This is a genomic window from Paenisporosarcina sp. TG20 (assembly GCF_000286315.1).
Lineage (GTDB): Bacteria > Bacillota > Bacilli > Bacillales_A > Planococcaceae > Paenisporosarcina.
Genome location: NZ_ALJG01000252.1, coordinates 1 through 13,757, shown reverse-complemented (window position 1 = coordinate 13,757; position 13,757 = coordinate 1). Strand labels below are relative to the sequence as shown.

Genomic DNA, 13,757 nt, shown 5'->3' with positions numbered 1-13,757 from the left:
TTCCCACTGGAGTCGCCGCCTTGCGCTACAATCAAACGATACCTTTCTAAAATACGGATAATTATCGAATTGAGGAGTTATGAAATTGACTGAAACAAAGCTTTAAAAATAAATACAATAAAATCGTCTTATCTTGTAAAATGAAAGTAACCACACTGAACAAACTTCACTTACACTGCCAATTAAGAGGAAACTTTTTTTAAAAAAAATTATTTGCCTACTTTTCTTCCATACAATAACCAACAAGGAAATTCACTTTTTAATATAGGGACTTATTAGACAGCCTGAATTTAAAAATAAGAAAACATGCATGATTAGAGTACCATGAACTCCATGTTCATGTTTTTTAGTATGTGGAAAGCTAACATTCTAAAATGGAATTTCTATAGCGGTACTCTCGTTAATCCGATTAGTGTGAAGAGTTTCCATGCTGTATATACTTCACATGAAGAATATATTATCTTCTACTTAGATAATTGACAGATGTCAATAACTCCTACCTAAGCCTAGTTGCTAAAAGAAATTACCCACGTCTTATCAAATTAAACAGCCAAATTAGCGCCTCATTTTGAGGTGTTTTTATAATTGACAGAATATTTATATTTTTTTACAGGAAAAGTGGATATTGTTGGTATAATAAATAAATAGAGTTTTATTTATTAAATGAATTAACGGGAAGAATACTTTAAGAAAAAGTATATCCATTTTATGGATGTGAGTCTATAAGAATTCAAAAAATAAGGAGGCGAATAACTAATGGAACAATGGATTTATGCTAATTTCGGATGGATTTTAATTGGTTTATTAGTTGTACTAATTATACTTGGGGTTATTGTAAATATTTCTTTAAAGGATAATAATAAAAATGATAAACCTCACCGTTTTCCAACCGACAGCCAAGGCGGTAACGGTATGAACTAACATGGTGTTTCAGTTTAATAAACGGAGATGAAAATTAGGGTTACTAAAAATTAAAAGAGAAAAACACTGAGAAATACTCAGTGTTTTCTCTTTTCCAATGACAGTAACAATCGCAAGTTAGTTTTAAAAAAACTACCCAATTTTAAAAAAGGAAGAGAAAGGCCGAAATAGTATCTTCGGCCGCCCCTCTGAATAAAGTCAGTGTCTTTTCTCTCATCAACCCAGATCAAAAATAAGATATACCCATTGGTTGAAGGGTCGCGTCGGACGCAAACCCGCACAAAATTGCCTGTATAAGGACCCTAGGGAAGTGACTTGTCACTTCCCTAGGGTCCTTAAGTCTTCAGGTTATGGTGCAGTAGGTTTGCCGTCCAAAGCGACCCGGAAACCGAAGTCGATACAGTTGTAAAGCATTTTCTACTAACACTCTAATCTTTAGTAATTGCTTTAAAGGACAGAACGTACTTTGCCCGGTTTTTCTTAGCCTGTAAACACTTGATCATATGGATATCGATAATGAACCTTTTTCGGTTTCATAAGCAGGAAGAATAGAGTCAATGGACCAATTCGTCCTACAAACATGACCATACTTAGTAATACTTCACCTAAATCACTTAGTTGATTGGTAATCCCCATCGACAAGCCTACAGTTCCAAAAGCGGATACAACTTCAAACGCGAGAGGTAAGAATGGTATTTTTTCTGTGACAGTCAACATAAAAATAGATGCCACTACTAGCAGAACACTAATGGTAGTAATCGCTAACGAGCGAATGACCGTATCCATTTTAATAGAGCGACCAAACAGTTCCGGTTCACCTCGCTGGCGTAGGAACGATATCGTGGCAAGTATTACCACCATTAACGTGGTTAATTTTATCCCTGAAGCAGTTGATGCACTACCTGCACCTATAAACATTAGCAACATGGTAAATAGAAGAGTAGGGTCTTCCATTACAGCATAGTTTAATGTATTATATCCAGCGGTACGAGGGGACACCCCTTGGAAATAGGCAGCCATAATTTTTTCATATAAAGGCATGTTACCTAGAGTAGCTGGATTTCCATATTCTAAAAAGAAAATAGTGAGGGCTGCTACGACATTAATGATAATTGTTCCAACAATCATCATTTTGGTATGAAGAGACCATTTTCTAAATGAGTTTTTTTGTTGAATATCAATAATGACTGTGAACCCAAGTCCACCTATTATAAATAGTGATGATAATACTAAGTTTACGATTGGATCTGCAGAGAATCCTATTAAATTATCAGGAAACAAAGAGAAACCGGCATTATTAAAGGCTGAAACTACATGGAAGAAACTTAAATATAGGGAATCCTTAAACCCGAATTTAGGAAGCCAATGAAGTGTCATGATAATAGTCGCAATAATTTCGACGGTTAATACAAAGGTAAGAATCATTTTGACTAACTTGACAATTCCACCCACGGAATCCTGATTAAAAGATTCTTGCAAATAAATTCGGTTCTGAAGACCGATTTTCTTCCCAAGTAAAATTAATAGAGCAACAGCAAACGTCATTAACCCGATACCGCCGCATTGAACTAGAGTCAGTAAAACCATCTCACCAAATACAGTAAGAGTCGTCCCAGGATCAAATACACTTAAACCAGTTACCGTGGTAGCGGAAGTGGCAACAAACAGAGCATCCGTCCATGAAATTCTAGTGGTTGTAGCAATAGGTAACTTTAATAGCAGAGTACCTAAAGCAATAAGGAATAAAAAACTTCCTGCGATTACAAAGGGAGGAGAAACATTAACTCGTTTCTTTTTGATGATCCTCATGATGACACTTCCTAGTTAATTAATCTAAAAGATTAACTAACTTTATGCCTCTTTAGCTTACCTGTCAACGTGAAATTTGATTCAACATAATGAACACAGTAAACTGATAGCAAGGAGGAGATACTACAATGAAAAGTGAACAACAATACTTTGATCAAGCAATTTCCCTTCAAGAATATATGGAGAATATGGACAAACATAAAGAAAACAGTTTTACCATTTATGATCAATTTCAAGTTCCCAAAGATGATGAGTTTATTGCTTTATTAAAGGAGAAATCACCTAGGATATTAGGAATAACAGAGGATTGGTGTGGCGATGCGATGATGAATAATCCGATTTTACGTCGTATTGCAGAAGCCGCAGACATAGATGTCAGAATGGTGTACCGAGACCAAACATTAGATTTAATGGACCGCTATTTAACAAATGGAGGGCGTTCAATTCCTGTCTATTTATTGTTAAATAAAGAAGGAGAAGTCATAGCGAACTGGGGCCCACGTGCACCGAAGTTACAAGAATATGTGATGGAACTTCGCCAGGGTCTCCCAGCACCAGAGAATGCAACATTTAAAGATAAACAAAAAGAATTTATTGAGAAGTTAACTGCTGAGTATATAGCTACTCCAGAATATTGGTTATGGGTGTATGAAGATATTCGTAAGGAGTTTATAGCGGCACTCCAGAGAAAGAGATAATTGTTCTAAATCGTTCCATCGTATATACTTAAGGAAATGTAGCCGGCAGACATTGCACGGCTTTTCTTTATTTATCAAAGCTGCAACTTTCCAAAAAGGAACTTTTTTTGTCATGTATAAGTCCTAGTAGTTAATGAGTAATAAACAGGAAGGAAATGCGTATGAAACGTGCACGTATTATTTACAATCCTACATCCGGTCGAGAGTTATTTCGAAAACATCTACCAGAGGTATTAGAAAGATTAGAGAAAGCTGGTTACGAAACTTCATGTCACGCAACGACGTGTGAAGGTGATGGGACATCGGCAGCTGAATATGCAGTGAACCGAAAATTTGATCTTATAATCGCAGCAGGTGGAGATGGTACGCTTAATGAGGTTGTAGCAGGCATTAGCGGTTTTGAAAAGCACTTGCGTCCGAAAGTCGGTCTCATTCCTATGGGTACAACAAATGACTTTGCAAGGGCTTTGCGGATTCCTCGAGATATTAATAAAGCAGTGAGTATTATCTTAGAGGATGAGTGCATACCCGTAGATGTTGGACATGTCAATGATCGCTATTTTATTAATATCGCGGGTGGCGGGAAGTTAACTGAGTTGACATATGACGTTCCAAGTAAGTTGAAAACTGTACTGGGACAACTAGCTTATTATATAAAAGGAATTGAAATGATTCCTTCAATCCATGCTTCTCGTGTTCGAATTGAATATGACGGAGGAGTATTTGAAGATGAGGCAATGATGTTTTTAGTTGGTCTGACGAATTCGGTCGGCGGATTTGAAAAGCTTGCACCAGATTCAAGTATTAACGATGGGAAATTCACCTTATTGATATTGAAAAAATGCCATATCGGCGAGTTTATTCGATTAGCGACACTAGCAATTGGGGGTAATCACTTAGATGATCCTCTTGTTATTTATAGAAAGACAAGTCATATTAAAGTAACTGCTGAAGATCATGTTCAGTTAAATTTAGATGGAGAATACGGTGGGAATGTACCCGCTGTATTTGAAAATTTATACCGTCATATCGAGATGTTTGTTCCGATGAATGAAATTCGTGAACAAGATCGTCCATAATTTAAAAAAGAGCAATCCCTGTATAACTGGGAATTGCTCTTTTTGTGTGCTTACCAAGTTCATAGTTTTCAATATAGAAATTCAAGCGCTCCATCTTGTGCACTTGCCAGTTTAGGCAATGTGTCAATAGGTTCGAAACGAAATTGGAAGGTTAACCCGTTATCTTTTCCATCACTTACAACATCGTGCTCCCAGTTCTGTTGTTCCCCAGCATAATCCAACTGGAAGAAATTTCGTTCATAGGCTACATCTTTTCCATAAGGGTAATAGTTAAACTTATGAAGTTTACCAACAAATGAAAGGTCATCTCGTGTGATACCAGTTTCTTCAGTAATTTCCCGATAAAGTGCATCAATTAATAGTTCATCCTCATCAATTGTGCCTCCTGGTACTTGTAAGCCAGCTTCGGGTAAATTTTTGTGCTCAAAAACGAGCAATTCTAAATTTGGTTCTTGTCCTTTAGTAATATAAGCCAGTACTTTATGTTTCGTTTTTATCGTAATCACCTCTTTATATTAGTATGGGTACATTTAATACTAAATACCCTAAACCTCGTAATTTAAACGAAGAAGAGGGTATGAGAGGTTCACATTTCTAACACAAATACTCCTAAATCCATCACTCTGCTAGCCTATTAAGAGGTTACAACTGTTCATTAGCACACCAGTGAAAACGCTACGTCATGACCAGTTAAAACATAGCCGTATATCTAGGATTCATTCATAAATTTCTTCAAAAAGTCCAGTGCAATTCCTTGTCCACCTGCTAATAAAGGAAGTGGAGTTACTCGTTCCCAACGAAATTGGAACGTAAGACCGTCATCCTCCCCATCACACGAGACTAGTTGATCCCATACATTTTGATTTCCTAAATAAGAAAAATGAAAAAAGTTTCTTTTATAGATTATATCTTTGTTTATCGGGTAGTAATTATAAGTATATAACTTTTTACTAAAGCATAGATCTTCTTGAACAATCCCAGTTTCCTCGATTATTTCTCGGTACATAGCATCGATTAACCGTTCGTTTTCTTCGACTGTGCCACCGGGAACTTGTAAACCAGCTTCGGGATAATCTTTATGTTCGAAAACAAGCAACTCCATGTTTTCATTTTTTTCTCTTGTTATATAAGCGAGTACTTTCAACTTCGTTTCCATAGTTTTTACCCCTCGTTTAAGTATGATTTATTAATAATACATAACAATCTAAACGTTGACTATTGAAATTTAGCTGGATGTCACAATCCTCTCACAAGGGTGTGACAAATTTGCTATATCTATGAATTTAGAAGTATCTAAAACAGGGTAAAATAGAGTGGAAGGAAGGTGACAACATGTATAAGAAGCAAGAGAGATTATTAATGTTGATTGTGTTTATTGTCGCCGGCATCATGCTGTTGTCGATACTCGGTCGAATTTTCGGTAGTTAAAAGGAGGGAAGCCAAGTGGGAAATGAAGAGGCAGTATTCTATAGTCGTATTTTAACTGAGTTGACGCTCTCGTTTCATATTCTTTATGCAACAATTGGAGTTGGTATTCCTCTCATGATTATGATTGCACAATGGGTGGGAATTAAGAAAAATGATGAACACTATATATTACTTGCAAGAAGATGGGCTCGTGGATTCGTCATTACGGTTGCAGTTGGAGTAGTGACTGGAACAGCCATAGGTCTTCAACTTTCGTTATTATGGCCTAACTTTATGGAACTCGCAGGTAATGTTATAGCCTTGCCATTATTCATGGAAACATTCGCATTTTTCTTCGAAGCGATTTTCTTAGGTATTTATCTATACACCTGGGATCGTTTTGAAAATCAGAAAAAGCATTTATTACTACTTATACCAGTTGCCATTGGGGCATCTTTTTCGGCTGTATTTATTACGATGGTCAATGCTTTTATGAATGCACCGCAAGGGTTTGATTTAGTAAACGGTGAGTTAATCAACATCAATCCACTGATAGCTATGTTTAATCCTGCAATGCCAACAAAAGTAGCACACGTGGTAGTGACAGCCTATATGACGTCAGCATTTGTGTTAGCTTCCATTGCTGCGTTCCGTTTATTAAAAGGCTCAAATCATGTGTATCATAAAAAAGCATTATTCCTAACCATGAAAGTAGGACTAATCTTCTCTATCGCAACGGCCATTACTGGAGACTTTTCTGGTAAATATTTAGCAGAATATCAACCTGAAAAATTAGCCGCTGCGGAATGGCATTTTGAAACAGAAGAGAATGCTCCCCTAATCATGTACGGGATTCTAGATGATGGCGAAGTGAAATATGCCATTAAGGTTCCATATGGACTCAGTATACTAGCGCATAGCAATCCATTTGAAGAAGTAAAAGGATTGAACGAATTCCCAGAAGATGAAATCCCTCCGTTATATATTCATTACTTATTTGATTTGATGGTAACGATTGGTGTTGGGTTAATGTTCATTTCTGCATTATATGTATATGCTGTGGGACGTAAATGGTCATTTGTTGAGACCAACTGGTTCCGCTGGATACTTGTAGCAGGTGGGCCGCTTGCAATGCTTGCGATTGAAGCAGGATGGTGGCTAGCAGAAGTAGGCCGTCAACCATGGGTACTTAGAGGTATTATGCGTACAGAAGATGCCGCAACTACAAGTGGCCAAGTAGATATCATGCTGGTGTTATTTGCAGGACTTTATTTAATTCTTGGAGTCGGAAGTGTAGTTGTCCTTAGACGTATGTTCAAAAAGAATCCAGTTGAACAAGAAATTGAAGATCGACGCAAAGAAAAGGGCGGTGACTTCCTTTGACACTTGAAATTATCGGAATCTCAGTCTTATGGATGTTTTTATTCGGCTATATCATCGTTGCATCTATTGATTTTGGTGCTGGTTTTTTTAATGCATATAATATTTTAACAAGAAGAGAACATATTCTAACCAATGTTATCGAGCGCTATTTATCACCAGTGTGGGAAGTAACCAATGTCTTTCTTGTGTTCTTCTTTGTTGGCATCATCGGGTTCTTCCCGAAAACAGCCTTTTATTACGGTACTACGTTATTAGTGCCAGCAAGTATTGCCATCGTGTTGCTCGCTATACGAGGTTCGTATTATGCATTTGCCATGTATGGTTCTTATGGTCACAGAGGTTATACGTTCATGTACGGGATGGCGGGATTATTTATTCCCGCGTCACTTTCCATTGTTTTGACCATTTCTGAGGGTGGATTTGTATCGATGATTAATGGCAATCCTGTTTTAAATTATTCATCATTATTTACGAGTCCATTAACTTGGAGTATCGTCGTACTGAGTATCACTGCGTTGTTATATATTTCTTCGGTATTCTTAACTTGGTATGCGAATAAAGCAGGGGATCCCTCAGCAACGAAATTACTCCGGAAATATGCGCTGATATGGGCTTTACCTACTATGATTACGGCAGCTGGAATTATTTTCGAATTGCGTAGTCATAACGCTGAACACTATACACGAATACTTGATTTATGGTGGGTGTTCGGACTGTCATTCTTATTATTTTTAGGGACAGTGTGGTTCATTTGGAAACGCAGAAAATATGGTCTAGCATTTGTTTTGTTAGTAGGACAATTTGCCTTAGCATTCTTCGGCTACGGTGTTTCTCATTATCCATACTTGTTGTACCCATATTTAACAATTTACGATAGCTTTACGAACGAAGCCATGGCGATTTCTCTCATTGTAGCGTTTATTGCTGGGCTAGGATTACTGTTACCGTCCTTGTATTTATTGTTAAGACTATTTCTATTCAATAAAGACTACGTTCGCGGAAATAAGGATCACCACGCCTAAAGGAGGCCAATCACATGACAGACTTCTTAATGTTTTACGCACCATTTATCGTACTAATTGGCTCGATTATTGTGGCATTTTGGTCAGCAACAAAAGACGGACCAATGCGGAATAAAAAATAGTTTAATAAAGTTTTATAAACTGGATGACTAACAAATCGCACATTGATTTTGTTAGTCATTTTTTGTGTTTGGTGACTTTTGATCATCTAATTATAGGGGGTCTGACTTATTTAATTAAAAAGAAGAATTTCCAAGCTGGCATCTAGAATGGTGGTGTCTGTTTCAGCTAGTATACAAAATTTTATTGCTATATAATGGACATTTACTGCTGAGTGAGCGAAAAGATGTCATGAGTGAGCGAAAAACTAATCTGAATGAGCGGAAATCTGATTTAAGTGAGCGAAAGTTTCTAAGTGGATGAAAAGTAGTCCATTCTAAGAATGAACGAGGAATATAAACTTGCTGCACCTTAAAAAAGGGGTTACTCGTAATGAGTAACTCCTTTTAATATTTACTTAGAAATTGCGGGTGGAACTCATTGGACAAATCAAATATCATACATAATCTGATATAAAACGGCAAACTTCATTTGGAGTTGGTAATGACCCGCCTGTGATAAGGGGAGCACCGCTATGATTCGCATTTGGTGATGGATATACTATAAATCCATCCTCGCGAAGAATTTCAACATTACGTTGGACATTATTCTTTCTCCACATACCTATATACATGCTTGGGAATAAAATCGTAGGTGTATCAGCTGCAAGTACCGTTGCCGAAACTATATCCTGAGCGAAGCCATGGGCTGTTTTCGCAATTGTATTTGCTGAAGCAGGGAGAATAATGATTATGTCTGCCCAATGTGTGAGCTCAACATGTGGCATTTTGAATTCCCCTTTTTCGGATAGATCAACAAAAACATGGCCATCTATACTGTGAATTAGAGTACTTGCTGGAATAAAGCTTTGTGCAGATGGTGTCATCATAATATGCATTCGACAGCTAAAATGATTTTGTATTGCAGCTATGTAAGTACTAATATTCAATAAATTAATTGAACCTGTTAAACCTAATAATATATTTTTAGGACGTGTCATAATTATTCACCCTCAGTCTATTTTTATTTCTTTCGATAATTATTCTATCTGTGACAAGTTAGCTTTAGCAATCTCTGCAATTATTTTAACATAAATAATCAGATTGCCCGAAATCAAGGGAATCCCTAATCAATAAGCCGGGTTTTATCAATGCTCTGCTTATAAAAGAGATAGTTCAATTTATTACCAAATAGGAATATGATATAATTTTGAACAAAGCTACAGTAAATATAAATAAGAAGGTGAAGTGACTTGAAGAAAGCGACAGATTGGTGGAAAAAATGTGTTGTTTATCAAATTTACCCACGGAGTTTCAACGATACAAATGGAGATGGAATAGGTGATATCCAAGGTATAATTGAAAAATTAGATTATTTGAAAAATCTTGGAGTTGATGTTATTTGGCTATCACCTATTTTTGATTCTCCTCAAGAGGATAATGGCTATGATATTAGCAACTATACAACAATTTTTGAACCATATGGCACGATGGAAGACTTTGATCAATTAGTAGCTGAAATGCATCAAAGAGGATTAAAAGTAGTCATGGATCTAGTAGTGAATCACACTTCTGATGAACATCAATGGTTTATAGAATCGAAAAAAAGTAAGAATAACCCTTATCGAGATTATTATATTTGGCGTGACGGGAAAGAAAACGGTGAACCCCCAACAAATTGGGGTTCAGTTTTCGGTGGATCCACTTGGCAGTATGATGAAGAGACCGAGCAGTACTATCTACATTTATTTGCATCGAAACAACCCGATCTAAACTGGGAGAATCCAAAATTAAGAACTGAAATTTATGAGATGATGAAGTTTTGGTTAGATAAAGGAATTGATGGGTTTAGGATGGACGTCATTAATTTCATTTCAAAAGATACTTCATATCCAGATGGAGTAAATGGAGATGGGGGTCCATTTTTTGTGAACGGTCCACGAATCCATGAATTTTTAAAAGAGATGAATCGTGAAGTTATTTCAAACTATGATGTGATGACAGTGGGTGAAATGCCAGGAGCGCTGACGGACGATGCAAAGGTTTATACGAATCCAGAGAACGAAGAATTAAATATGGTCTTCACATTCGAGCATATGAATTTAGATTGTGTTTATGGTGATAAGTGGAACTTGAAGCAGATTGATCTTGTTGAACTTAAAGAGAACTTCGAAAAATGGCAAACATCATTACATTCAATTGGATGGAATAGTTTGTATTGGAACAATCATGACCAGCCTCGTATTGTATCACGATTTGGAAATGATCAACAGTATCGAGTGAAGTCTGCAAAAATGCTTGCAACCTGTTTGCACATGATGCAAGGAACACCCTACATTTACCAAGGGGAAGAAATCGGCATGACAAATGTGCAATTTGACTCTCTGGATGATTACCGTGATATCGAATTATTAAATATGTACAAAGATAGACTATCTGACTGGTCTCATGAAAAAATTATGGAGGCTATTTATGCAAAAGGAAGAGACAATGCTCGTACACCTATCCAATGGGATGATTCTGCCAATGGGGGATTCACTACTGGAAAACCATGGATTAAAGTGAATCCAAGATATCGAGAAATCAATACAAAGGAAGCATTAAAAAATCCACAATCAATCTATTATTATTACCAACAACTTATCCAGTTAAGAAAAGAACAAGATATTATTACCACTGGGAAATTTGAGTTGATGATGCGAAATGACGATAAGGTATTCGCATATAAAAGAGTCGGTGAAAATGAGACATTGCTAGTATTATGTAATTTCTCTGATCAATCCATTCACCTACATGACGAAGAGGTTTTATCCTATCTATATGATGCGACGCTGGTCATTACAAATGAAGAATTCGAAAAAGAACGAAATGTATTAGCCCCATATGAATCAGTTGTGTATTTATTAAGGTAGACAATTGTTTACTATTCATTAATATTGATTTACCAAAAGTCCTCTGTGTGAAAGATAAACGGAGGGCTTTTTGTGTTGGGAGAAATCTCCCGCCCACATTAGAGAAACCCGATGGTAGTGAAATTCAGTTGCAACCACATTTGTTCGAATACATGCGTATAATATTAAATCATAAAAATTAATGGGAGTAGTGATATTGGATAAGCAAGCTAGTAAGTATCGATGGATTGTTTTTGCCAGTGTATTGACTGCTTACCTTCTAATTGTAAGTCAAAGAACAGCACCAGGATTAATTTCCTATCAATTAATGAAAGATTTTAGTGTAACTGCTTCTACTATTGGCTTACTTACAAGTATCCAGTTCTTTGCATACGCCAGTTTACAAATTCCAATTGGTATTTTGTCTGACCGTTTTGGTCCTAATATTTTTCTGATTGGTGGAACGTTATTGACAGGGATAGGCACTTTAATTTACAGTATCGCCCCAAATGAATCGTTTTTATTGCTTGCGAGATTGTTGGTAGGGATAGGAGACGCAACGATTTGGGTTAATTTAGTATTAATTTTGAGCATGTGGTTTAAAGTAAATGAATATGTGGGGTTGCTTGGAATAGCCGGTATGACAGGGAGTTTAGGGTTCTTAATGGCTTCTGTGCCTTTCTCTATTTGGATTTCATTAACTGGCTGGAGGATACCGTTTTTTTCAATGGGAATTATTTTATGTTTTTGGGCAGTTCTCCTTTATTTTGTACTTGTTATAAGACCAAGGTATATGGAGAAAGTTCAATCACCAGATAAACCTATTGAGAAACTGAATATAATACGCGAGAATCCGATTGTTATTCTTCGTCGAGTATTTTCGGATCCACATGCATGGGCCACTTTCTTTTGTCACTTTGGAGTTGTGGGTACTTATATAGGATTCATTGGATCATGGGCGGTTCCTTTCGGTATGGATATGTATGACATGTCACGATCAGATGCTAGTCAGCTCATTATGATTGGTCTTATAGGGGCCATCATCGGAGCTCCTCTAACCAGTTGGTTTTCATTTCGAATTGGCTCAATAAAACGCACTTATATCATTGTTCATGTGATTGTTTTGATTAGTTGGGTATCGTTTCTATTATTTAGTGGGAATCCACCATACTATGTACTCGTGGTTCTATTCTTTTTGATTGGTTATGGAAGTGGTGCTAGTGCTTTAACATTTGTCATTGTACGTAAATCCTTTAAGCAAAATGAGGTTGGTGTGGTTTCTGGTTTTGCAAATACGGGGGGATTTTTGAGTGCCGTGCTGTTGCCAAGTATGTTTGGGAAAGTATTGGATCATTTTCATTTGGTAGATATAAGCGTGGGATATAACTATGGTTTCATAATACCTGTTGTATTCTCTCTAATAGGCCTAACCGGTGCACTTTTCTTAATGGAAAAACGGCTGCCAAAAATGCAATTGAATAATAAGTAGTTAAAGATATATACACTTTAAACTATTCTTTGTACGTAAATGCAGCGGGTCAGAGTTAAAGAAAAGGGTTGCTGCAGGGTAGCGGGTTCTGTTTTCGAGTACAAAAATTAAATTATCACATCATTTAGCAGTCCAATTAGCACCTGAATTGGACTGCCATTTTTTGTTGATTTGTAAGGGTTTTAAACCGGATGAAGTTCAATCTTCAGGGAATAGAATTTGATATGAAAGGCGAATTAGATCCAAGAGGTCTAATGGGACAAGCAGATGTACAACCTTTTTTTAATCAGGTCTCTGTTTATGCAAAAGTAAAAACAGACGAAACTCAAGAACGCATTGATGAACTAAAAGAAAAAGTGGATGCTAGATGCCCAGTATTCACGTTGTTTAAAGCTGTTGGCATTCCAATTGAAACTACTTGGGAAAAAGCATAATATAAAGATGGGGACTAGATCGTATTCTCCATGTAAATCTTACACTTTCATATCCCTTTAAAAAGATGTCGAGAACTATCGACTTCTTTTTATTTCTCGAATTGTAAGATAGATTACTTTTACTTCTTTAAATTTAATTTATACTTTAATGAAAATTTGATTTTAATGCGAGTCTCTCCCCTGGATGGGTCATGCATATGATAATCAATTGGGTTTTAGGACTTACGAGACGCTTAAAGTCTGAAATTAAGGATGGGACATGGGACAAAATGAAGCATATCTTTACGCTCTTCACTGTTTTTTTCTTTTTTATTGATATTAGTACAAAACGTTTTTTCGAGCATTCATTATCTATAAATGAAACCTCTTTAATAATCCCTGGATGGTTACACTGGAAATTAATTCATAATACAGGAATGAGTTTTGGTATCGGTGCCGGGCATACTATATTCATTATTATTTTGCAAGTACTAGTTATTGGTTTATTATTCTATTTTAAATATATCCTGAATCCGTGACCAAGGTG

The 13,757-nt window shown here is 36.5% G+C and carries 12 protein-coding genes and 1 pseudogene; 9 read left to right on the top strand and 4 right to left on the bottom strand.

Features of this window, described 5'->3' with window-relative positions:
* Window positions 1–756: 756 nt before the first annotated feature.
* Window positions 757–921, top strand: coding sequence for a hypothetical protein (locus tag B371_RS23740; RefSeq protein ID WP_019413549.1), 165 nt, complete (start codon window positions 757–759; stop codon window positions 919–921).
* A 480-nt stretch (window positions 922–1,401) separates the two neighbouring features.
* Here the strand turns inward: B371_RS23740 and B371_RS0106770 are convergent, their stop codons facing one another.
* A complete protein-coding gene (locus B371_RS0106770) occupies window positions 1,402–2,730 on the bottom strand; it encodes a TrkH family potassium uptake protein (protein WP_019413548.1) in 1,329 nt (442 codons plus the stop codon).
* Between the two features lie 128 nt (window positions 2,731–2,858).
* Between B371_RS0106770 and B371_RS0106765 the strand changes: the two genes are divergently transcribed.
* Together B371_RS0106765 and B371_RS0106760 are read left to right on the top strand one after the other, a co-directional pair.
* Window positions 2,859–3,428 (top strand): thioredoxin family protein, encoded by a 570-nt coding sequence (locus B371_RS0106765; RefSeq protein ID WP_019413547.1) that lies wholly within the window; start codon window positions 2,859–2,861, stop codon window positions 3,426–3,428.
* 161 nt (window positions 3,429–3,589) lie between these two features.
* Complete coding sequence (locus B371_RS0106760; RefSeq protein WP_019413546.1) at window positions 3,590–4,507, top strand: diacylglycerol kinase; 918 nt, start codon at window positions 3,590–3,592, stop codon at window positions 4,505–4,507.
* Window positions 4,508–4,575: 68 nt separating this feature from the next.
* On the opposite strand, the gene B371_RS0106755 is transcribed toward B371_RS0106760, so the two are convergent.
* A complete protein-coding gene (locus B371_RS0106755) occupies window positions 4,576–5,004 on the bottom strand; it encodes an NUDIX domain-containing protein (RefSeq protein ID WP_026022983.1) in 429 nt (142 codons plus the stop codon).
* A gap of 212 nt (window positions 5,005–5,216) precedes the next feature.
* Window positions 5,217–5,663 carry an NUDIX domain-containing protein gene (locus B371_RS0106750; protein ID WP_019413544.1) on the bottom strand — a complete coding sequence of 149 codons (447 nt, stop codon included), beginning with the start codon at window positions 5,661–5,663 and terminating at the stop codon, window positions 5,217–5,219.
* Between the two features lie 287 nt (window positions 5,664–5,950).
* Here B371_RS0106750 and B371_RS0106745 point away from each other — a divergent pair, with 287 nt between their 5' ends.
* Together B371_RS0106745 and B371_RS0106740 are read left to right on the top strand one after the other, a co-directional pair.
* Window positions 5,951–7,297 (top strand): cytochrome ubiquinol oxidase subunit I, encoded by a 1,347-nt coding sequence (locus B371_RS0106745; RefSeq protein WP_019413543.1) that lies wholly within the window; start codon window positions 5,951–5,953, stop codon window positions 7,295–7,297.
* On the top strand, window positions 7,294–8,319 hold the full coding sequence (locus B371_RS0106740) for a cytochrome d ubiquinol oxidase subunit II (protein ID WP_019413542.1): 1,026 nt from the start codon (window positions 7,294–7,296) through the stop codon (window positions 8,317–8,319). Before B371_RS0106745 ends, B371_RS0106740 begins: the two co-directional genes overlap by 4 nt.
* Before the next feature lie 556 nt (window positions 8,320–8,875).
* Here B371_RS0106740 and B371_RS21435 read toward each other — a convergent pair.
* Window positions 8,876–9,418 carry a flavoprotein gene (locus B371_RS21435; protein ID WP_019413540.1) on the bottom strand — a complete coding sequence of 181 codons (543 nt, stop codon included), beginning with the start codon at window positions 9,416–9,418 and terminating at the stop codon, window positions 8,876–8,878.
* A gap of 252 nt (window positions 9,419–9,670) precedes the next feature.
* On the opposite strand from B371_RS21435, the gene B371_RS0106725 reads away from it, so the two are divergent.
* From B371_RS0106725 to B371_RS21425, 4 genes and pseudogenes are all read left to right on the top strand, one after another.
* Window positions 9,671–11,329, top strand: coding sequence for an alpha-glucosidase (locus B371_RS0106725; protein WP_019413539.1), 1,659 nt, complete (start codon window positions 9,671–9,673; stop codon window positions 11,327–11,329).
* Between the two features lie 196 nt (window positions 11,330–11,525).
* A complete protein-coding gene (locus B371_RS0106720; RefSeq protein ID WP_019413538.1) occupies window positions 11,526–12,797 on the top strand; it encodes a nitrate/nitrite transporter in 1,272 nt (423 codons plus the stop codon).
* 185 nt (window positions 12,798–12,982) lie between these two features.
* A pseudogene (locus tag B371_RS21430) lies at window positions 12,983–13,231 on the top strand (OsmC family protein); the annotation flags it as partial.
* Between the two features lie 197 nt (window positions 13,232–13,428).
* A complete protein-coding gene (locus B371_RS21425; protein ID WP_019413536.1) occupies window positions 13,429–13,749 on the top strand; it encodes a signal peptidase II in 321 nt (106 codons plus the stop codon).
* Window positions 13,750–13,757 lie beyond the last annotated feature (8 nt).

What these genes read in the sequence shown, in the direction of transcription:
- B371_RS23740 (WP_019413549.1), top strand. Translation starts at nt 757, where the DNA reads ATGGAACAATGGATTTATGCTAATTTCGGATGGATTTTAATTGGTTTA.
- B371_RS0106770 (WP_019413548.1), bottom strand. Translation starts at nt 2,730, where the DNA reads ATGAGGATCATCAAAAAGAAACGAGTTAATGTTTCTCCTCCCTTTGTA.
- B371_RS0106765 (WP_019413547.1), top strand. Translation starts at nt 2,859, where the DNA reads ATGAAAAGTGAACAACAATACTTTGATCAAGCAATTTCCCTTCAAGAA.
- B371_RS0106760 (WP_019413546.1), top strand. Translation starts at nt 3,590, where the DNA reads ATGAAACGTGCACGTATTATTTACAATCCTACATCCGGTCGAGAGTTA.
- B371_RS0106750 (WP_019413544.1), bottom strand. Translation starts at nt 5,663, where the DNA reads ATGGAAACGAAGTTGAAAGTACTCGCTTATATAACAAGAGAAAAAAAT.
- B371_RS21435 (WP_019413540.1), bottom strand. Translation starts at nt 9,418, where the DNA reads ATGACACGTCCTAAAAATATATTATTAGGTTTAACAGGTTCAATTAAT.
- B371_RS21425 (WP_019413536.1), top strand. Translation starts at nt 13,429, where the DNA reads ATGATAATCAATTGGGTTTTAGGACTTACGAGACGCTTAAAGTCTGAA.